A 19,612-nucleotide genomic window follows, 5' to 3' on the forward strand; every position below is an offset into this window, starting at 1 on the left:
ATCGGCGAGGTCGATCGCGCCGGCCTGCTGGCCGCGCACGGCCTTGGCGGCCGCGGCCTCGGCGCGGGTTACAGCCTCGCGCGCGCTGCGCCAGGCGCTGAGGCGGGCGCGGGTCTCGGCGAGGTCGCCAGCCGAATGTGCCTCCACTTCCCGACGGACGGCGGCCACCTCGGCGACGGCGGCGCGCGCCTCGCCTGCCGCCTGATCGGCCAGCGCCTTGCGATAGCCGCCCCCGAACGGGACCGAGACATAGACGCCAAGCCCCTTCTCCTGTCCGCCGCGTTCCTGAAAGGCACGAAAGCCGAGCAAGGGATCGGGAATGCGATCGAGCTTCGCGCGACGGGCGAGTATGCTCTGCCGTTCGGATTCACGTTTGGCGGCGGTGATGTCGTGGCTGCGCTCGATCGCCTGCTCCGCCAGTATCTCCAGCGTGGAGTCGGGCAGTTCATTGACGACGATCTCGGGGGCCTTGGGTGGGAGCGGCAGATCGGGAAAGGGCGCCGCCAGCTCGGCCCGCGCGCGATCGCGCGCCGCGACAGCCTCACCGGCGCGAAGCGCGGCCGTCGCTACTGCCGCGCGCGCCTGATCGGCATCGAGGATGGCGGCATCGCGCAACGCCACGCGCCGATCGACTGCCCGCGCCGCCGTCTCCAGATTGACGAGTGTAGCCGCGGCGGTGCGCTGCCGTGCGCTCGCGCCCAGCCAGCGATACCAGAGCTCGGCCAGCGACAGGGCTGCCTGATGGCGCGCATCCTCGGCGCGGTTGTTCGCCACCTCGACGCCGAGCGCGCCCGCCTTGCGATCGAGCGGCGCCTTGCCCGGTAGCCGGATCGCGCGGCTAACGGTGCCGTCGAACTCCTGGAAGTCGCGATCTTCGAGCACGGCGCGGCGGCGCGAGATCGTGCCCTGGAGCATCACCTCGTGGGGGCCGACCCGGAGCGCCTCGGCGCTACCGCGCGCGGCCTCGATCCTGGCATCGGCCGCGCCGACCGAGGGCGCCCGTTCGAGCGCTTCCTTGACCTGTTCCGGGGGCGGCAGGTCGGTCTGCGCGGCCAGCGGCGTCGGCAGGACTAAGGCGAGGGCGAGCCAAGATCTCATGCAAGCCGTCCTTCCTGCAGCACGGGCAGCGCGACCCAACGGACGGGCAGGCGGCGGCGCGATCCGGCCACGGCCTCGACCAGCCGCTCCACCTCCGCCCGATCGACCGTGAGTTCGATCGCGCTGCGGCGGAGCGCACCGCTGACCCGCTCGGCGGTGCCGGCATCGGCGAAGTCGAGCCCGCGCACCGATTCCTCACGTACATGGATCGGCGCCGAGTACAGGGCACGGAGCGCGTCGACGATCGGCTCGACATCCGCCGAGGCGCAGGCGAGGCTGAGCAGCACTCGCTCGGTCATCGTGCGCGCTCCGCCTGGCTCTCGCCGAAGCGTTCGTACAGCAGCGGCAGCAGCACAAGCGTGAGCAGGGTCGAGGTGACGAGCCCGCCGATCACGACAATCGCGAGCGGCTTTTGGATTTCCGATCCCGGCCCGGTCGCGAACAGCAAGGGGACGAGGCCGAAGGCGGTGATCGACGCGGTCATTAGAACCGGCCGCAGCCGCCGCTCGGCCCCCAGCCGTACCGCATCGGCCAGCGACACGCCTTCCTCGCGCAGGTGGCGGAAGTAGGAGACTAGGACGAGCCCGTTGAGCACGGCGATGCCGAGCAGGGCGATGAAGCCGACCGAGGCGGGCACCGAGAGGAAATCGCCCGAGATCCACAACGACACGATCCCGCCGACCGCCGCGAATGGGATGTTGGCAACGATCAGCAGCGCGCCACGCAGCGACTTGAGCGTGCCGAGCAGCACGAAGAAGATCATCAGCAAGGCCGCCGGCACGACCAGCATCAGCCGCGCCGCGGCGCGCTGCTGGTTTTCGAACTGGCCGCCCCAGACGAGGCGATAGCCATCGGGCAATGTCACTTCCGCGGCGACCTTCGCCTTCGCCTCCTCAACGAAGCCGACGAGGTCGCGACCGGATACGAATGCCTGCACCAGCGCGAAGCGGCCGCCGCTCTCGTGGCTTAGGATCACGGGCCCACGCGTCTCCGTCACCCGCGCCAGATCGCTGACGCGCGCGACCGTGCCGGTCGGCGTCACCAGCTGCATGTCGCGGAAGCGGGCGGGATCGCCGCGCACCACGTCATCGCCCTTGATCAGCACGGGAATACGCTTTTGTGCCTCAATCACCTGGCCGGCAGGCAAGCCTTCGACCTGCGCGCGCAGCGTATCCTCGAATGTATCGATCGGCATGCCGAAGCGGCCGGCGGCGGCACGATCGACATCGAGCTGGAGATAGTCGACCTCGCTGTTGGCGGCCGTAACGACTTCCGAGGCGCCGCGGACCTCACGCAAGGTCGCCTCGATCCGGCCGGCGAGCCCGGAAAGGGTCCCCAGATCGGGCCCGAAGATCTTGATCGCCAGATCGCCGCGCGATCCGGTCAACATTTCGGACACGCGCATCTCGATCGGCTGGGTGAAGACCGGCTCGATCCCCGGAATGCTCTCCATCACCTTGCGGATAGCATCGACAATGTCTTCCTTGCTGCCGCCCCAATCGGCGCGCGGTTTCAGCGCCATAAACATGTCGGTTTCGTTCAGACCCATCGCGTCGAGGCCGATCTCGTCCACGCCGTTGCGCGCGACAATGCGCTCCACCTCGGGCACAGCGGCGATGATCGCATCCTCGACCTTGCCGTCCAGCGCGAGCGTGCGGGTGAGGCCGATCGAGGGCAGCTTGGCCGTCTGCATTACGACCGCGCCCTCGTCCATTGTCGGCATGAACGTCTTGCCGACGCGGCCATACGCGATCACCGCGAGCATCAGCCCGGCACCCGCGAAGGCGTAGACGATCAGCTTGCGTGCGAAGGCACCGTCCAGCAGTGCATGATAGCGGGGCGCGAGCAGGCGCATGATCCACGGCGTGCCATGTTGGCCGCTCTTCAGCCCATAGGAAGCAAGCACCGGGACCAGGGTTAACGAGAGCAGCAGCGCTGCAGCGAGCGAGAACATGATCGTGAGCGCGACCGGCGCGAACAGTTTCCCTTCCAGCCCCTGGAGTGAAAGCAGTGGCAGGAAGACGAGCGCGATAATGACGAGCCCGGCCGACACCGGCACGATCACCTCGGCCGTCGCGCGGAAGACGATATTGAGGCGCGGTACCGTCTCGTCGCGCACATGCGCCAGCCGATCGACGACATTCTCGACCACCACCACGGCGCCATCGACCAGCATGCCGATCGCGATGGCGAGCCCGCCGAGGCTCATCAGGTTCGCCGACATCCCCATGTAGCGCATCGCAAGGAAGGTAATCAGCGCCGCCATCGGCAATGTGGTCGCGACGATCGCCGCCGCGCGCCAATCGCCGAGGAAGAGGACGAGCAGCACGACGACCAGGACGATCGCCTCAAGCAACGCCTCCTGCACTGTGCCCACGGCATGCTCGATCAGATCGGAGCGATTGTAGAACACATCGAGCGTCACGCCGCGCGGCAGTCCCGCGCGCAGCGTCTCGAGCTGGCCCTCGACGCCATCGACGACCTTGCGCGCATCGGCGCCACGCAGGGCGAGCACGAGCCCTTCGACCGTTTCCCTGCCGTTGCGGGTGAGGCCGCCATAGCGGGTGAGGCTGCCGGCGCCGACCGTAGCGACATCGCCCAGCCGCACGATCCGCTCGTTCTTCGCGACGATCACCATCTGGCGCAGATCGCCCGCATCACGCACCGCGCCGACCGCGCGGACGATCAACGCTTCGTCGCCGCGGGAGAGGCGGCCCGCGCCATCGTTGCGGTTGCCGCGCTCGACGGCCTGCGCCACTTCCTCGAGGGTCAGGCCGGCGGCGGCGAGGCGGACGGGATCGGGGCGGACCTCGTATGTCCGGACATGCCCGCCGAGCACGTTCACGTCAGCGACGCCCGGCACGGTGCGCAGCGCCGGGCGGATCGTCCAGTCGAGCAGCTCGCGCTTCTCGGCGAGCGACAGCGGACCCTCAATCGTGAACATGTAAACTTCGGAGAGCGGCGTCGAAATTGGAGCGAGCCCACCGGAGACACTCTCCGGCATATCCTTCATCACGCCGGCCAGCCGCTCGCTCACTTGCTGGCGCGCCCAGTAGATGTCGGTGCCTTCGTCGAAATCGATCGTGACGTCGGCGATGGCGTACTTGGCTGTGGAGCGGAGCACCGCCTGGCGCGGCAGGCCGAGCATTTCCAGCTCGATCGGGGCGATGATCCGGGTTTCGACCTCCTCGGGCGTCATGCCGGGGGCCTTGAGGATGATCTTCACCTGCGTCTGGGCGATATCCGGATAGGCATCGACCGGCAGCGTCGAGAAGGCCCAGGCGCCGAGCCCCGCCGTGACCAGCGCAAGCGCAAGCACGAGCAGGCGATAGGAAAGCGACCGGGCGACAAGCGCGCGTAGCATCTCAGTTGGCCAGCGCCTTGAGTTCGCTCGTGCCCGAAACCGCGACCTGCTCGCCCGCCTTGACGCCAGCGAGAAGCACGGTGCGATCGCCGGCAGCGCCCGCACTGTCCACGGCGCGACGGATGAAGCCCGTGGCCGTGCGAACGAACACGACCGGCTTGCCCTCGATCATCACCACGGCGTCGGTTGGCACGGCGATCGCACCCGCCTCGCTCGGTTTCGTCAGGGTGACCATGGTCGCGCGGCCGGCGACGAGGCCGGGCGCGGCGGGGATTTTCGCGCGTAGCGGTACCGAGCGCGTCTCGGCGTCGACGGTCGAGCCGACACTGGTGACGGTGCCCGAGCTGCCCTCCAGCATTACCGACATACCGGGCCGGATCGCGCCAATCAGCCGTTCGGGCAGTTGCGCGGTCAATTCATATTGGCCGGCGGCATCGATCACATAAGGCGCGCTGGCGCCGTCGACCGGCATCCCGGTCTGGATCGAGGCCTTGGTGATCGTGCCGGCGATCGGGGCGACGAGCCTATAGGTGCCGCCCCCGCGCCCGGCATTGATCAAGGCGAGCGTGCGGCGCTGCTCATTGAGCTCGGCCTCGGCTTCGCGGCGCGAGGCGGCCGCTTCGTCCGCGCGTGCGCCGGCGATCACGCCTTCGCGCGCAAGCTGATCAAGCCGGCGGGCGGCAGCGCGCGAGACGCCCGCGCGCGCCGAGGCCTGCTCCAGCAATGCCTGCATCGTCAGCACCTCCCGGCTCGCGACCACCGCCAGCGCCTGACCGGCACGGACCTGCTGCCCCTCGACCACCATCGTCCGCGTCACCACGCCGGGAATAGTCGCCGCGACCGCGACGCGCGCATTGGGCGGCGGCGCGATCGTTGCCGGCACGTCGGCGACAGGAACGTCGCGCGCCGGCTCAGCCGTGACGAGGCGGATATCGAGCCGCGAGATTTGCTCGTCGTTCAGCTCGATCGCGCCGGGCGCAGCCCTGGGCGTGGGTTCGGGCGCCTTGGCCTCGTTGCCCCCGGAGCAGCTGGTCAGCGCCGCGGCGAGCAGGAAGGCAGATATGCGGGCGGATCGGAGGAAAGGCACGGCTTCCTCCCTAGCTGGCAAAGCTGCTGAAATGCTGTCAGTGGCCGGCCATGCGAATCCTGATGATCGAGGACGAGCCGGAGCTGGCCCGGCGCACGATCGCCAGCCTCGCCCGCGCCGGCATCACCGCCGAATGGCTACCAAACGCCGAGGATGCCGCGGACTTTGCCGAACAGGGCTTCAACGTGGTGATCGTCGATCTCGGCCTGCCGGGCATGGGCGGGCTCGACCTTGTCCGACTGCTTCGACGACGTGGATTGGCGGTGCCGATCCTGATCCTCACCGCGCGGGGCAGCTGGGAGGAGAAGGTCGAGGGCCTCAACGCCGGGGCCGATGATTTCCTGGTGAAGCCGGTACGTGCCGAGGAATTGATCGCTCGACTGCACGCGCTTGCCCGTCGCACCGCCGGACATCTCGTGGCACGGCTGGAAGAGGGCCCGCTGGCGCTGGATACCGGGACGCGAGAGGCGTGGCTGGCGGGCACGCCAATCGAGCTCACCCCCAACGAGTTCCGCCTGCTCCGCGCCTTCCTGCTGGAGCCGAAGCGCACGCTGTCGCGCGATGCCATTCTCGATCGGCTCTATGCACTCGAGGCTGAGCGTGATCCGAATACCGTGGAGGTGCTGGTCGGCCGGCTGCGTCGCAAGATCGGGCGGCAACGGATCGCCACCGTGCGTGGCTTCGGCTACCGCCTGATCCCATGACGAGAGGCCGCGCCCACAGCCTGCGTTTCCGCTTCGCGATCGCGTCGCTGCTGTGGGTCGGCATCGGGACATTGATCGCGGGCTTCGTGATCAGCGGCCTGTACCGCCGCCACGTCACGCACACCTTCGTCAGCGACCTGACCAATCATCTCGACGAGTTGACGACCCTTACGCTCCATCCCGAAAGCAATCAGCCGAGGCTCGATCGGCCGCTGTCCGATCCACGCTTTCAGGAGCCGCGCTCGGGCTTCTACTGGCAGATCGAGCGGCGGGGTCGCCCGGTGCTGGTATCGGAGTCGCTTGCGGGGCACCATCTCGCGCCAGCGCGCACCGATCGACCCGGTGCGCCGGTGTGGACGAGCGATCATGGTGAATCTCTGCTGCGGATCGATCGTCCGGGCGCTGGCAAGCTGCTGCTTTCGATCACCGCTTCGGGTCGGGTTCTTGATGCCGAGCTGGCGGCGTTTCGAACTGACCTCACAGCGTCGCTCGGCGCGTTCGCCGCGTTGATGTTGACCGGGGCGGCGCTGCAGGTTCGCTATGGCCTGCGCCCGACCGAGCGTCTCGCCGGCTGGATTGACGAGCTACGCCGGGGTGAGCGCCGGCGGCTGCCCGAGATGGTGCCGAGCGAGTTCGCCGGCACGGTCGGCCGCCTGAACGAACTGATAGAGGCGCAGACCGCGCTCGTTTCGCGCGCACGGATCGAAGCCGGCAATCTGGCTCACAATCTCCGCACTCCGCTCGCGCTGGTGACGGGTGAGGCCGAGCAGCTTGCCGAGGTGGGCAAGGGCGATGCCGCTCGTTTCATCCTCGATCAGTGCCATCGGATGCAGCGCCAGATCGATTACCAGATGAAGCGCGCAGCGGCAGCCGGGGCCCGCGGCACCGGCATAGTCGGCGATCTGAGCCTGTTCGTCGGCCAGATCGTACAAGCGCTCCGCCGACTCCACGCCGAACGCAGGCTGTCGATCATCAACGAGGTGCCGCCCGCACTTTCGGTGCCATGCGATCCCGGCGACTTAGCCGAGATTCTCTCCAATCTGATTGATAATGCCTGCAAGTGGGCGAGATCGACCGTGCGGATCAGTGCCTCAAGTAGCACCGACACGATCGATATACTGGTGTCCGACGACGGGCCCGGCGTTCCGGATCAGGCGCGGACTCGCGTTCTCGAGGTGGGGGTTCGCCTGGACGACAGCGCCCCTGGAGCTGGCCTTGGGCTCGCGGTAGCCCGTGATATTGTCGCCCTTTACGGAGGCAGGCTTGAACTTCTCGACGCTACCGCAGGTCGGGGTTTGAACGCCCTCGTGCGACTGCCACGTCTTTAAACGCGCGACGCGACTTGGTTGACCGAAGCGACGCCCAGCCGCGCGTTCGATCTCCCCACGTCCGACCAAACATTCATGCGTGCTGCCAGCCGAGCATGCACTATGTTTCGGAACCTTGGTTTACCGCAGTTAGTCATTCTACTTGTACGGATTCGGTGCGGAGGAGATGAGTGATGGGTCACTCATCAATGGACCCGGCGTTTGATGCACTTCGACCTTGGAATGAGGGCCGATTGATCGGCGCGAAGCGAGCGCTCAAACAGCAGCAGGTCTGGGCTATTCGCTTCTGGCTCGATCAACACCGGCGGTTGCGGGATCGGGCCCTCTTTGACTTGGCTATCGACAGCAAACTCCGCGGTTGTGATGTGGTTCGGGTACGCATTGGCGATCTGGTTTCAGGCGGGCGTGTCCGTGATCGCGCCGTCATCGTGCAGCAGAAAACCAAGCGGCCTGTTCAATTTGAGCTGATGGATACGGATAGGAAGACGATGCGTGCGTGGCTGGAGCGTCGCGGCGGCACGTTGAACGACTTCGTCTTCCCCAGCCGAAACGACTACATGGCGCAATTGAATACACGGCAATATGCCCGCCTCGTGCACGAGTGGGTGGTCGGCATCGGCCTCCCGGCTCAGGATTACGGGACGCACTCGCTTCGGCGGACGAGGGCATCGATCATCTACAAAGCGACGGGCAACCTCCGCGCCGTTCAGATCCTTCTCGGCCATGCCAAGATCGACAGCGCGGTGCGCTACCTCGGCGTTGATGTGGAGGACGCGCTCGAGCTCGCCGAACGCACAGAGGTCTGAGGGGACCCACAAGCGGTCGTTCGCTCACCCGTGCCGCTGGCCTAAGTTCGGACGCTTGTTCATCCTAAATGCGGAGCGCGAGCGCGAGACATGCTCGCGCCCTGTCCGGAGTTCACGGCTTCGCCGCTACCGGCAGGCGGAACGGCGCGCCCAACCGATTGAAGGCGTTCATCGCCGCTATGGTAATCGTCAGGTCGACAAAATCCTTCGGCGCGAATGCAGCGGCGGCGGCGGCATAGGCCTCGTCGGAGGCGTGGGTAATGCTGACGTTGGTCACCTCCTCGGTCCAGGCTAGCGCTGCGCGATATCGATCCGGGAACAGGTGCGGCACTTCGGCCCAGACGGGGACAAGTGTCACCTTGTCGATCGACATCGTCTTGAGCAGATCGCGGGTGTGCATGTCGATGCAATGCGCGCACCCATTGATCTGTGAGACGCGCAGGAAGATCAGATGGATGAGCTCTTCGGGAAGGTCGGTGCTCTTCGTCACGTAGTGATGTACGCCGAGCAGGGTCTTGGCGCCTTCCGGCGCGACTTCGTACCAGTTCAGACGCTTGATATCGGTCATGATGTATCCTCGTCGTCCACGCCGACCTCCGGCGCTTGCCGACGTGACGAGATGCGGCCGCACGCCGTGACATCTGGTGCGCATCTTTTTCTTCGCTCCTCCATGTCACACCCGCTTGGCCGCCTCGTCATGTGGGTAGGAAACTGCATGGGAGACACGGACATGAAGATCGTCGTCATCGGTGGCACCGGCCTGATCGGCCGCCCGCTCGTCGGCTTGTTGCGCAAGGCGGGCCATGAGGTCGTCGCTGCATCGCCGAGCGGCGGTATCGACGCACTCACCGGCGCCGGCCTTGCAGAGGCGCTGGCCGGCGCGTCGGTGGTGATCGACGTCAGCAACGCCCCCTCGTTCGAGAATGAGGCGGCACTATCCTTCTTTCGCGGAACGACGACGAACATCGTGGCGGCATCGCGGGACGCCGGGGTGGGCCATATTGTCGCGCTTTCTGTGGTCGGCACCGACCGACTCCAGGCGTCAGGCTATTTCCGCGCGAAGCTCGCGCAGGAGCAGCTCATCGCCGCAGCCGGCATTCCGTTCACGATTGTGCGCGCGACCCAGTTCTTCGAGTTCCTGGCGACGATCGCGGACGGCTACACGCGCGACGATGGGGTCTCCCTACCGAACATCGCGCTTCAGCCCGTCGCCGCGGCCGACGTGTCGGCTATGCTCGCCGAGGTGGCGATGGCTGCTCCGGCCAACGGGATCGTGGAGATCGCCGGGCCCGAGCGCGCGCCGCTTGCCGAGTTCACCGCCAGCTGGCTCGGCGCCCATGACGATCCACGCCGCATCATCGTCACTGCCGGTCGCAACTATTTCGGTGCTCCCGCGAATGACGCGACGCTGGTTCCCGGTTCCGGCGGGCGGATCATGCCGACGCGGTTCGAAGCATGGCTGCACGCGACAACGCCGGAGCACGCCGCATGAACCGGCATCTTTCCCTCGCCCTCGCGGGGCTGCTCGGTGTCGGGGCTGGCGCCAATGGCATCTTCATGCTGCTGTCCCCAGCAAACTGGTATTTCGCAGTGCCCGGCGTCACCACCACCGGTCCGTTCAACCAGCACTTCCTACGCGATATCGGGCTGATCTTCATCCTGGTCGCCATCGCCCTGCTCGCCGGTGTCGCCCGCCCGGCGGCGCGTGTCGCGCTCTGGTCCGCGGCCGCGCTGTGGCTGGCGGGGCACGCCTTGTTTCACGTGTGGGAGGTGGCAGTCGGCATTTGCGGGACGAGCGCGCTGGTCCAGGATTTCCCGGCGGTGACGCTGCCGGCTATACTGACCGCGGCGCTGGCGCTCTGGGCGTGGCAGGATGCGCGGCGGGGCATCCGCGAAACTCGTCCCACGGAGGGTGTCCGTGACGCACGCTGACGAACGTCTTGCCGATTTCGAGGCGCAGCGTCCCCGGCTGCTGCGCCTCGGCTACCGCATGCTCGGTTCGCTGGGCGAGGCGGAGGACGTAGTCCAGGAGACCTGGCTGCGCTGGGCCCGGAATGATGCGAGCGTCGACACGCCCGCGGCCTATCTGACCCGCATCGTCACGCGTCTCTGCCTCGACCAGCTGAAGTCCGCTCGCGCCCGGCGCGAGACCTATGTCGGTGCCTGGCTGCCCGAGCCGCTGATCGGCACCAGCGAGCCAGAAGAGACGATCGCCGACGACGTCACGCTCACGCTGATGATGGCGATGGAGCGACTGTCGCCGCTCGAGCGCGCTGCCTTCCTGCTTCACGACGTGTTCGACACGCCGCTGACGGAGGTCGCGGCTATCCTCGGCCGCGAGCCGGCGGCGGTGCGCCAGCTTGCCGCGCGGGCACGCAAGCACGTCCAGCATGCGCGTCCGCGCTATCCGGTCGCTGCGAGCGAAGCCGATCGGATCGCCCGCGCCTTTTTCGCTGCCGCGCGTGACGGCGACGCCACCGCGCTGTCCGAGATGCTGGCGAACGACGTCGCGATCCATGCCGATGGCGGCGGCAGGGTGCTCGCCTTCCACAACGTCATTTGCGGCATCGAGCGTGCGCTCCGCCTGTTCGTCGCGCAGCGGCGCAAGCAGGCGGCACCGCCGATGCTTCTCCACACCGCCATCATCGACGGGCTGCCCGGATTTGTCAGCATCGATCGCGGTAACGTACTGCAGACGACCGCGCTCGACGTCCGCGATGGTCGGATCGCTGCGATCTACATCGTCCGTAATCCCGATAAGCTCCGCCACCTCGACGAGACACTCAAGAGGGAAGCGAATGGTACGGTCGGGGATGTGCAATGACCCACTAAGCGGCCGTTCAGTGGCATTAGGTCGCGTGCTGAAAGCGGTCACTCGTTCATAGCGGTTGTGGCCGTCTGCATTGCCTCGCTCCAAAGCACAGCGACGAGCTCCGCTGCAGGCAGTTCCCGGTAGAGGGGCGCACCCTGTCCCGCCCACTGCGCGCCAAACCCGAATTCCGCGGCCGCCTTTGCGGCTAGGTTCAGCGCTTTGCCGGCATCATAGGCGATAGGATAGTCGGGCACCGCGCCCGGCGCGCCAGCCCCCATGCTGTGAACTCATTGGCTATGCACCGCGCAGGACGGCCTGATATGACGCGCGTCATTGTCGTATGATAAGCGCCAGGGCCGCGGAGAGCCGCGCGATAAGCCTCATCGGCGCTGCTCTCCGGACAGGCGATGAATGCGGTGCCGAGCTGGGCTGCAACCGCGCCCAGCGAGAGCGATGCGCGAATACCCGCACCATCCATGATGCCGCCAGCTGCGATGACAGGCAACGTCGATCGGGTCACCAGGAGGCGGGTAAGCGCCATCGTGCCCAGCCGATCGTCGGGTGCGATCGGATCGAACACGCCACGATGCCCTCCCGCTTCCCATCCCTGCGCAACGATGATGTCGATGCCTGCGGCCTCCACCGCGCGTGCTTCATGCAGGCTCGTCGCCGAGGCGAGCAGGACGCAGCCCGCCCGCTTCAAGGCACCAATGCGGTCGGCACTTGGCAGCCCGAAGTGGAAGCTCACCACCGGAGGAGCCGTCTCGATCAGCATCGACAAAGCGTCGTCGTCATCGGCGAAGCTCTTGTAGATCGTCCGCAACGCTGAAGGCGGAGTCGCACCGAAGCGCTTGAACACAGGTTGCAGTGCGTCGAGCCACGCCTGCTCACGCCCATGATCAGGCTTGGCGGGCGCGTGCACGAACACATTGACGTTGAACGGACCCTCAGTTCGGGCGCGCGTCGCCTCGATCATCGTTCGGGCAATCGCGACGTCGACAGCACCGATGCTGATCGAGCCTAGCGCTCCAGCGTTCGAGACGGCCGCCGCTAACTCTGGCGTAGACACACCCGCCATGGGTGCCTGCACGATCGGGATAGTCATTGCGAGCTGCGGCAACGGCGTCATCGCGGAGGGATGCGCCTCAGCGCATGCTAGTGCAACCGGTCAGGTCAACGTCAGCACCGACCCACAAGCAGTCATTTAACGCCGCTTCACGATTTCCTCAAAGCCGACGCTTATTCAGCTGCGCAGCGAAGGGCGACCCCGACCAGAGCAGCCGCTTGCGGAACCGAATAGCTCCACCTGCCCGCCATTTCGAGCAGGTTCACGGTCAGGTGCGGAAGCAGGCCGCAGGCCAGCAGAGCGGCCAGCAGGACTCTGTCAAAGCAACTGGCGGGGCGGAGCTGAGGCCTGCTAGCGGGCCGTCATGAGCAAGGCTGGGAACCCGTTTCGCTACTTCAACTCGTCCCCTGAGGTGATCCGGCTGGTGGTGATGATGTACGTGCGGTTCCCGCTGTCGCTGCGGAATGTCGAGGACCTGCTGTTCGAGCGCGGGATCGACGTTTGCCATGAAACGGTCAGGCTGTGGTGGAACAGATTCGGCCCGCTGTTCGCGGCCGACATCCGCCGCCAACGAGTGAGCCGGATGCGGGGCTTCCGTCATTGGCGCTGGCACTTGGACGAGATGTACGTGAAGATCGGCGGCGAGATGAAGTATCTCTGGCGCGCGGTCGATCACGAGGGCGAGGTGCTCGAGAGCTACGTCACCACGACACGCGATAAGGGCGCTGCTCTCCGCTTCATGAAGAAGGCGCTTAAGCGGCACGGCTCGCCCGAGGCGATCACCACCGACGGCCTGCGATCGTACAAAACGGCGATGGACGAGTTGGGCGATGCCAGCAAACAACAGGTGGGCCGCCACGCCAATAACCGGGTCGAGAACTCGCACCTGCCCTTCCGACGACGGGAGCGGGCGATGCTGCGCTTCAGGCGAATGAAGACCTTACAAAAGTTCGCGAGCGTCCATGCCAACGTCCACAACCACTTCAATCTCGAACGCCATCTGATCGACCGCCAGACCTGCCGTGAACGCCGCTCGGCCGCCTTGGCCGAGTGGCAGATCCTCATGGCCTGATCTCCACCTCACAAAGCCACAACCGCAGCTGTCAGAGACGAGTTAGAATTAGACTGACAGCACCCGCGAGACTCATAGCACCATTCATTGGCTATTGCTGCTTTGATGCCTCGACCTGAGATTTAATCTCTCGAACATCTTCCAGCATACCGTCAGACACAGGGAGTCCAAGGTCTGCGATCGTCATACCGCCTTCCCACGCCAGCTTGCCCTCTCGGTATTCATCCGAAAAGTATAAATCATTGCTGGCATTGTAGAGGGCCATACAAAGCGCTTGCACCGCATCAATCCCTATACCCTTTTTAATCCTTTCTTTGCCGATTCCAACAATTTGATAATGACACCAAAACTCTTCGTTTGATTTATCAACGGGAAAAGGCGCGCCTATCGCAATCGTGGTTTTGCCCTTATCATACAAATCGAGAGCACGCATCGCTATCGGATTTTCTAAAACCTCATCTCTTGCAATCCTGCTCACATCCATTTCTTCTCCATGCTTAGCCTACTGATTATGCTCCCACTTTGGTTCAGAAGATATACATTGACAGTACCGTGTTATTTTTGATGTTTGAAGGAGGAGGCATAGCAAAAATATCAAATTCCGATCCAGCCCGCGATCAATATACCGCCATTGCGCTTACAGCCTTCTCTACAGGAAAATCCATAGCGCCCCGATACTCTGCCAGCAACGCAAACTGCAACATCGAGCGTAATGATTTCATCGGTTTGCACTTAAACAACTAATTACCCTCCTCGAGGGCAATGTGTATCGGCAGCAACGCCGGCGCAAGCTGGCGGTAAGCCGCACCCCAGCGGGTTAGAGTTCCGCCAATCCGTTAAGCATGCGACCGCTAGTGCCCTCACAGCGTCCGCTCAGCCGCACTCGGCGCGGCTCCAGCTGCCGCTCTCTAAGAAGCATGCGGAGCGTCCGCTACTGGGTGCTTGGCTGCCGCCCCTGATCTCGCCAAGCTGACCCTACTCCATCCCACCACAGGGCGCCCTCGCGTCATTTACGCCTGATTTTGTTCATAAGCGAAGTCGGTTGTTGCGCCGCCATTTATCTCAAACACGCTAGCGATCAGCGTGCTGTCAGGCGACTTAGCTCGCGTGAGCTGCACCTTCGAAACACATATCGTGAACGGGAGGCATAAGCAGAGAAAAAGCGCGAGCAAGCCGATCCCGAGGCATCCTCTACTCAAAAGATGGGGAGGGTCCTAAGCGGATTGGAAACCCATGTGAGCGACGCAGCGGCTCGAGGCAGCGACAGCTAATGGGGCTTTAGCGGACATCCGAGCCGGTCCGGATCGATCGGCGGCTAGGCGCCCCACTTACAGCCGTTCATTTGCGCCGTCACGATCCTGAAAGCGGAGGCTCGGTACACCGTGATGAGCAGTAGTTCTCGGCTACGCTATTCATTTTGGACAGATGCTTTCGACGCATATTGCTCACGATGGGAGAGGTTTGACAGCTTCAGAGTTTTGGGATTTGTGCAGTAGCACTTGCCGGTTCGGGGTTGCCGAAGGCGGAAGGGAAAATCTTGCGTATGAGCTGCCGCCTCGCTCTTCTCGGGCTGACCGCGCTAGTGGGCGGCGAAGCAGCACGTGCCAGCTTTCCCATGGCTCGCGATATCGATCCAGCGGTCCACGCCGCCATGGCGAAAACCGGGGCCAAAGGCGTGGCCGTGGCGCTTATCGACAACGGCAAAGTGGTCTCCGTTCGCGCATATGGCGCACGGAATGCCAGGGGAGATCCGCTGACCCCCGACACGACCATGTACGGGGCCTCGTTGACCAAGGCGGTATTCGGATACTTGGTCGCGCAGCTGGCAGCCGAGAAAGAGCTTGATCTCGATCGACCCATCGCATCGTTGCTGCCGCAGCCGATCCCTTCTTACGGCAACATCGACGCTTACGGGGCATGGGGAGATCTGGCGGGCGACGGACGGTGGAGACAGGTTACCCCGCGCCACGCGCTCAACCATGCCACCGGGTTTGCCAATTTCTCGTCGCTCGAACCCGACGGGAAGCTGCGCTTTCACTTCAATCCTGGCAGCCGCTACGCTTACTCCGGCGAGGGCATTTCTCTTCTTCAGTTTGGCATCGAGAGGGGCTTGGGCCTGAGCGTGGAGGAAGAGCTGCAGCGCCGCTTCTTCCATCCGCTTGGCATGAGCCGGACCTCGCTGGTCTGGCAGGACAGTTTCGGAACGAACCTCGCCGACGGATGGGACGAGAGCGGCAAAGTCGAGCGGCATGATGATCGCAGCCGCGTCCGCGCAGCCGGATCGATGGACACGACGATCGCCGATCTTGCGCGAATGGCCGCCGCGATGGTTCGAGGTTATGGTTTGCCAGCAGCGTGGCGCGCGGAATTCTCGCGTGGGACGCAGGTGATCACCGGAAGGACGCAGTTCCCCACGCTGCAGGACGACGCGCCGCCTGGCGAGCGAACCAGTGCCAGGGCAGCCTTGGGCGTAATCGCCTTCAGGGGGCCGCAGGGTCCCGGCTGGCTGAAAGGCGGACACAACGACGTGACGGCGAATACGCTTGTCTGCCTGGAACGTGGCCGCCGATGCGTTTTGATTCTCGGCAACGACGTTCGCATTGAGAGGGCTTTTCCAGCTTTGGTGCGGGCGGCGCTCGGAGAAACTGGCGTGCCGTACCGCTGGGAGTATGGCTTCCAAGGCGACAGCTAAGCGCCCCGTAGCGGTCACTGCGCCCGGCTCGGCGCGATCCCGAGATCTGCCGTTGGTTAATTCGGCCTTTGAGCGGCGGTCGATCCGACCAACATTGGGGACAAAAGCTGCCATCCCGAATAGTCGCAGAACGCCTGCCCGCGTTGAACCTGCCGCCCCCAAAGCTAAAGGCCGACGTTAGAAAACGGGCCAAGCATGTAAATCGAGCTCCCTCGACGGAGGTGGCCGCCAGCGTTGGAGTCATATCGTCTGGAAACGGAAAACCGTAATAACGTCGGCGAATGTCTGATCCGGGCGCAGAAACTTGTAGGCGAAGCCGATCAGCCCTCAAGTTGGTAGACTACGCGAAAGCCGATATGAGACGCGCCCAGGTCGTGCTCCTGGGCCTGCCAGCCGGCGGGGCGGTAATTGGCGCAGTAATTTGCCGCGCATAGAAACGATCCGCCCTTGATCAGGCGACCGCCGCCGGCAGTCGGCGCGCTCGTCCATTCCCAGACGTTACCGACCATGTCGTAGACGCCGAACACGTTCGCCGGATAGCTGGCGACCGGCGCAATTCCCACGTGGCCGTCCTCTCCGGTGTCGCGGAGCGGGAACACCCCTTGCCAGCTGTTGGCGAGCGGTTGTCGTGAGGGACCGAAAATCCAATCGAGCGCCGAGCGCGAGCTGCGTTGCTCGGCACGCGCCGCCCGCTCCCACTGCTCCGCCGACGGTAGCGTTCCGCCGGCCCATCGCGCATAGGCCCAGGCGTCGTCATAGCTGACCTGCACCACGGGATCGTCCTCATGCCCGGCGATGCCGCTGGTGGGCCCGGTCGGGTGTCGCCAGTCCGCGCCGTGAACCATGCTCCACCAGCTCGATGGCGCCGACAAGGATACCGGCTGCTCGGGCATGACGAAGACGGGCGCGGCGCCGTCACGCTCGGCCTGGGTGACATGCCCGGTCGCGGCCACGAAGCGGGCGAATTGCCGATTCGTCACCTCGTGCGTGTCGATCCGGAACGCAACCACGTCGGTCCTCGTCCCGGGTGCATCGACGCCGTCCTCCCCGAGCAGGACGGCGCCCGCGGGTATGGTCGCGATCGGATCGGCGGGCGGTACCGCTCCGGCGGCGAGCAGGCCCGCCGCAATAAGTGCACACAATGCGAGGAAGGCCGATCGATGACGCCTCACGGCTGGCCCGTCGCCGCCGCCGTCGCCGCTGCGGGCAGCGCCACACCCTTTTCGGCGGCATAGCGATTCCAGGAATCGGTCAGCTGGCGCAGGACGTCAGGCTGTGCGCTGGCAAGGTCGGTGGTCTCGCCGGGATCGCGCGACAGATCGAACAGCTGCCAGCGTCCTGCTTCGGACTGGCTGCGCAGATAGCGTGAGCGTAGCAGCGACAGCCACACCGCCTTCCAGCTGCCGCGGCGGATCGCGCGACCGTAGAACAGCTCCCACGATACGGTTTCAGCATCGGTGCGCACGCTTTCCACCGAAGCGTTCAGCAGAGGAACCAGGCTTTTGCCTTGGTATGGGAGAACGGAATGACCGGCGACTTCGGTCGGCTGCGTCACGGCCGCTTCTTCCGCGATGGTCGGCGCGAAGTCAGTGATGTGCAGCAAGGCGTTCGAGATGCGCCCGCCGGTCACACCCTTGCCGCTCGCGAACGCGACCGCGCGGATCCCGCCCTCGGTCGTGTATCCCTTCACCAGCCACGACGGCGTGGAGTTGGCCTGCGCCCAGCCCGGCCCATAGCCGACGTAGGAGTTGCCACGCCCGATGTTGGTGACGCTGTTGTCGATCCCCAATGCGGCGATCACCTCTGGAGGATGGTTGGCAACGCCGCCGGTTGGCGCGTTGATCACGTTGCCCTCGGGACCATTGTCGGAGGTGAACAGGATCAGCGTGTTGTCGAGTTCGCCGGTTTTGCGCAGCTGGTCGAGCACGCGTCCGACGTTGCGATCTAGCCGGTCGACCATCGCCGCGTAGACCTCCATCCGGCGTGCCTGGTCGGCCCGTTCCGCTGCGGTCAGCTCGGCCCACGGCTTGGCACCGACCAAGGGGTGCGGACGGGCATCTGCGGGAATCAGGCCGAGCGCCTTTTGCCGCGCCAGCCTTTGTTCGCGCAGCACGTCGTACCCCGCATCATAGCGCCCCTTATACTTCGCGATGTCGGCATCAGGCGCCATCAGCGGCCAGTGCGGGGCGGAGAAAGCGAGGTAGGCGAAGAACGGCTTCTTCTGCCCGCGCGTGTCCTTCAGATAGCCGATCAGCTTGTCGGCGAAGAGGTCGGTCGAGTAGCGGCCCTCCGGATAGGGCACGCTCTGCAGCCCTTCGCGATAGCTGGCGCGTTGAACCTTGCCCCAGGCATCGTTCTGGTCCGCCCCGAAGTAATTACCCAGGCCCTGCAGCAACGCGAATGAGCGATCGAAGCCGCGGGCCGCGGGTGAACGCTCCTCGGTCAGGCCAAGGTGCCACTTGCCCGCCATTAGCGTGCGGTAGCCGCCACCACGCAGCACTTCGGCCACGCTGGCTACGCGATCGTTGAGATAGCCTTCGTAGCCCGGTCGCCCTCGCTCGGCCGGCGTCAGCATCTCCGCCATCGTGCCCAAGCCGGATTGATGGTTATCGACCCCGCTCATCAGCATGGCGCGCGTCGGCGAACAGGTCGGTGCGGTGTGGAAGCCGGTGAAGCGCACGCCCGCCAGCGCCAGCTTGTCGAGGTTGGGCGTGTCCACCTCTCCGCCGAATGCGCCGAGATCGGACCAGCCGAGATCGTCGGCAACAATCAGCAGGATGTTCGGACGCTGCGAGGCGTCGTCTTTGGTCCGTGCCTCAGCCCCGGTCGAAACGGTGCCGGCCAGCATCGTGGCGGCCAAGGCGAACGTCGTGATCTTCTTGCCCAAGGTGAAATCCCTCCCGTGTGCGGACGCACGATAAGGGGCCGACACCCCGCTTCGAACAAGAAAGAGATTCCCTACTATATCAGTAGGAAATCTTGTTGGCGTCACGCGCACCTTCCTTCCTAGCCAGCGCACCGGCCGTCGGGATGCGGCGCAGGGAGGGCTCATGACTTCGAAGGTTCAATGGTTGCTCTGGTCGGCGCTGCCGATGGTTGCGACGACGGCGCAGGCGCAGGAAGCCAATCTGGCGATCACCGCGCCGGCCTCGGTCGCGGGGGCTGCTCGGGAGCGCGCCGATGCGGACAGCGGGTCCACGGGTGACGTGCTCGTCACCGCCCGCCGCCGCCAGGAACGCAGCCAGGACGTGCCGGTCGCGATCAGCGCATTCGGCGGCAACCAGCTCGAGGCCACCCGCACCTTCAACTTGCGCGACGTGCAGCAGCTGGCCCCCAGCCTGGTGGTCACCGTGACCAACCCGCGCAACACGAGCATCAACATCCGCGGGCTCGGCAACAACGTGTCGGTCTATAATGACGGGCTCGAGCCGGCGGTCGGCGTCTATCTCGATCAGGTCTATCTCGCCCGTCCCGGCCAGACCGTGTTCGACCTGGTCGATCTCGATCGGGTCGAGATCCTGCGCGGTCCGCAGGGCACCCTGTTCGGTAAGAACACCTCGGCCGGTGCGGAGGTGATCAGTAC

At 65.2% G+C, this 19,612-nt stretch carries 17 protein-coding genes and 1 pseudogene; 9 read left to right on the forward strand and 9 right to left on the reverse strand.

Annotated elements, in window-relative coordinates; genetic code table 11:
* From ACOJSF_RS05385 to ACOJSF_RS05400, 4 genes are all read right to left on the reverse strand, one after another.
* On the reverse strand, nucleotides 1-1,098 hold a 1,098-nt coding region (locus ACOJSF_RS05385; protein WP_420141198.1), incomplete at its 3' end, for a TolC family protein.
* The gene (locus tag ACOJSF_RS05390; protein ID WP_420141199.1) at nucleotides 1,095-1,397 is read right to left on the reverse strand and encodes a DUF3240 family protein; all 303 of its coding nucleotides are present in this window, start codon (nucleotides 1,395-1,397) and stop codon (nucleotides 1,095-1,097) included. The genes ACOJSF_RS05390 and ACOJSF_RS05385, both read right to left, overlap by 4 nt.
* On the reverse strand, nucleotides 1,394-4,462 hold the full coding sequence (locus ACOJSF_RS05395) for an efflux RND transporter permease subunit (RefSeq protein WP_420141200.1): 3,069 nt from the start codon (nucleotides 4,460-4,462) through the stop codon (nucleotides 1,394-1,396). The genes ACOJSF_RS05390 and ACOJSF_RS05395 overlap by 4 nt, the downstream gene beginning before the upstream one ends.
* A gap of 1 nt (nucleotide 4,463) precedes the next feature.
* A complete protein-coding gene (locus tag ACOJSF_RS05400) occupies nucleotides 4,464-5,549 on the reverse strand; it encodes an efflux RND transporter periplasmic adaptor subunit (RefSeq protein ID WP_420141201.1) in 1,086 nt (361 codons plus the stop codon).
* Between the two features lie 50 nt (nucleotides 5,550-5,599).
* On the opposite strand from ACOJSF_RS05400, the gene ACOJSF_RS05405 reads away from it, so the two are divergent.
* The 3 genes from ACOJSF_RS05405 to ACOJSF_RS05415 all read left to right on the forward strand — a co-directional run bounded on the left by ACOJSF_RS05405 (nucleotide 5,600) and on the right by ACOJSF_RS05415 (nucleotide 8,387).
* Complete coding sequence (locus tag ACOJSF_RS05405) at nucleotides 5,600-6,253, forward strand: response regulator transcription factor (RefSeq protein WP_420141202.1); 654 nt, start codon at nucleotides 5,600-5,602, stop codon at nucleotides 6,251-6,253.
* A gap of 86 nt (nucleotides 6,254-6,339) precedes the next feature.
* Nucleotides 6,340-7,581: a sensor histidine kinase gene (locus ACOJSF_RS05410; RefSeq protein ID WP_420141203.1), complete on the forward strand. Its 1,242-nt coding sequence runs from the start codon at nucleotides 6,340-6,342 to the stop codon at nucleotides 7,579-7,581.
* Between the two features lie 173 nt (nucleotides 7,582-7,754).
* Complete coding sequence (locus ACOJSF_RS05415) at nucleotides 7,755-8,387, forward strand: tyrosine-type recombinase/integrase (RefSeq protein ID WP_420141204.1); 633 nt, start codon at nucleotides 7,755-7,757, stop codon at nucleotides 8,385-8,387.
* Between the two features lie 112 nt (nucleotides 8,388-8,499).
* Here ACOJSF_RS05415 and ACOJSF_RS05420 read toward each other — a convergent pair whose 3' ends face one another.
* Nucleotides 8,500-8,955, reverse strand: coding sequence for a carboxymuconolactone decarboxylase family protein (locus ACOJSF_RS05420; protein ID WP_420141205.1), 456 nt, complete (start codon nucleotides 8,953-8,955; stop codon nucleotides 8,500-8,502).
* A 162-nt stretch (nucleotides 8,956-9,117) separates the two neighbouring features.
* Here ACOJSF_RS05420 and ACOJSF_RS05425 point away from each other — a divergent pair, with 162 nt between their 5' ends.
* From ACOJSF_RS05425 to ACOJSF_RS05435, 3 genes are read left to right on the forward strand one after another with little or no spacing between them, the layout of a single operon-like run.
* A complete protein-coding gene (locus ACOJSF_RS05425) occupies nucleotides 9,118-9,879 on the forward strand; it encodes an SDR family oxidoreductase (protein ID WP_420141206.1) in 762 nt (253 codons plus the stop codon).
* A complete protein-coding gene (locus tag ACOJSF_RS05430) occupies nucleotides 9,876-10,319 on the forward strand; it encodes a hypothetical protein (RefSeq protein WP_420141207.1) in 444 nt (147 codons plus the stop codon). The genes ACOJSF_RS05425 and ACOJSF_RS05430 overlap by 4 nt, the downstream gene beginning before the upstream one ends.
* On the forward strand, nucleotides 10,306-11,211 hold the full coding sequence (locus ACOJSF_RS05435) for a sigma-70 family RNA polymerase sigma factor (protein WP_420141208.1): 906 nt from the start codon (nucleotides 10,306-10,308) through the stop codon (nucleotides 11,209-11,211). Before ACOJSF_RS05430 ends, ACOJSF_RS05435 begins: the two co-directional genes overlap by 14 nt.
* Before the next feature lie 47 nt (nucleotides 11,212-11,258).
* Here ACOJSF_RS05435 and ACOJSF_RS05440 read toward each other — a convergent pair.
* Nucleotides 11,259-12,328: pseudogene (locus ACOJSF_RS05440) on the reverse strand (NAD(P)H-dependent flavin oxidoreductase).
* Between the two features lie 301 nt (nucleotides 12,329-12,629).
* Here ACOJSF_RS05440 and ACOJSF_RS05445 point away from each other — a divergent pair.
* The gene (locus ACOJSF_RS05445) at nucleotides 12,630-13,337 is read left to right on the forward strand and encodes an IS6 family transposase (RefSeq protein ID WP_420141209.1); all 708 of its coding nucleotides are present in this window, start codon (nucleotides 12,630-12,632) and stop codon (nucleotides 13,335-13,337) included.
* Between the two features lie 91 nt (nucleotides 13,338-13,428).
* Here the strand turns inward: ACOJSF_RS05445 and ACOJSF_RS05450 are convergent, their stop codons facing one another.
* Entirely contained in the window at nucleotides 13,429-13,821 is a 393-nt protein-coding gene (locus ACOJSF_RS05450) for a DUF6968 family protein (protein ID WP_420141210.1), read from the reverse strand.
* 1,059 nt (nucleotides 13,822-14,880) lie between these two features.
* On the opposite strand from ACOJSF_RS05450, the gene ACOJSF_RS05455 reads away from it, so the two are divergent.
* The gene (locus tag ACOJSF_RS05455; RefSeq protein WP_420141211.1) at nucleotides 14,881-16,029 is read left to right on the forward strand and encodes a serine hydrolase domain-containing protein; all 1,149 of its coding nucleotides are present in this window, start codon (nucleotides 14,881-14,883) and stop codon (nucleotides 16,027-16,029) included.
* Between the two features lie 320 nt (nucleotides 16,030-16,349).
* Here ACOJSF_RS05455 and ACOJSF_RS05460 read toward each other — a convergent pair whose 3' ends face one another.
* Entirely contained in the window at nucleotides 16,350-17,171 is an 822-nt protein-coding gene (locus ACOJSF_RS05460) for an SUMF1/EgtB/PvdO family nonheme iron enzyme (protein WP_420141212.1), read from the reverse strand.
* Between the two features lie 26 nt (nucleotides 17,172-17,197).
* Nucleotides 17,198-18,877: an arylsulfatase gene (locus tag ACOJSF_RS05465; RefSeq protein ID WP_420141214.1), complete on the reverse strand. Its 1,680-nt coding sequence runs from the start codon at nucleotides 18,875-18,877 to the stop codon at nucleotides 17,198-17,200.
* 202 nt (nucleotides 18,878-19,079) lie between these two features.
* On the opposite strand from ACOJSF_RS05465, the gene ACOJSF_RS05470 reads away from it, so the two are divergent.
* On the forward strand, nucleotides 19,080-19,612 hold a 533-nt coding region (locus ACOJSF_RS05470), incomplete at its 3' end, for a TonB-dependent receptor plug domain-containing protein (RefSeq protein WP_420141213.1).

It is taken from the genome of Sphingomonas sp., assembly GCF_048594985.1.
Lineage (GTDB): Bacteria > Pseudomonadota > Alphaproteobacteria > Sphingomonadales > Sphingomonadaceae > Sphingomonas_I.

What these genes read in the sequence shown, in the direction of transcription:
- ACOJSF_RS05390 (WP_420141199.1), bottom strand. Translation starts at nt 1,397, where the DNA reads ATGACCGAGCGAGTGCTGCTCAGCCTCGCCTGCGCCTCGGCGGATGTC.
- ACOJSF_RS05395 (WP_420141200.1), bottom strand. Translation starts at nt 4,462, where the DNA reads ATGCTACGCGCGCTTGTCGCCCGGTCGCTTTCCTATCGCCTGCTCGTG.
- ACOJSF_RS05405 (WP_420141202.1), top strand. Translation starts at nt 5,600, where the DNA reads ATGCGAATCCTGATGATCGAGGACGAGCCGGAGCTGGCCCGGCGCACG.
- ACOJSF_RS05415 (WP_420141204.1), top strand. Translation starts at nt 7,755, where the DNA reads ATGGGTCACTCATCAATGGACCCGGCGTTTGATGCACTTCGACCTTGG.
- ACOJSF_RS05420 (WP_420141205.1), bottom strand. Translation starts at nt 8,955, where the DNA reads ATGACCGATATCAAGCGTCTGAACTGGTACGAAGTCGCGCCGGAAGGC.
- ACOJSF_RS05425 (WP_420141206.1), top strand. Translation starts at nt 9,118, where the DNA reads ATGAAGATCGTCGTCATCGGTGGCACCGGCCTGATCGGCCGCCCGCTC.
- ACOJSF_RS05430 (WP_420141207.1), top strand. Translation starts at nt 9,876, where the DNA reads ATGAACCGGCATCTTTCCCTCGCCCTCGCGGGGCTGCTCGGTGTCGGG.
- ACOJSF_RS05445 (WP_420141209.1), top strand. Translation starts at nt 12,630, where the DNA reads ATGAGCAAGGCTGGGAACCCGTTTCGCTACTTCAACTCGTCCCCTGAG.
- ACOJSF_RS05450 (WP_420141210.1), bottom strand. Translation starts at nt 13,821, where the DNA reads ATGGATGTGAGCAGGATTGCAAGAGATGAGGTTTTAGAAAATCCGATA.
- ACOJSF_RS05455 (WP_420141211.1), top strand. Translation starts at nt 14,881, where the DNA reads ATGAGCTGCCGCCTCGCTCTTCTCGGGCTGACCGCGCTAGTGGGCGGC.
- ACOJSF_RS05465 (WP_420141214.1), bottom strand. Translation starts at nt 18,877, where the DNA reads ATGCTGGCCGGCACCGTTTCGACCGGGGCTGAGGCACGGACCAAAGAC.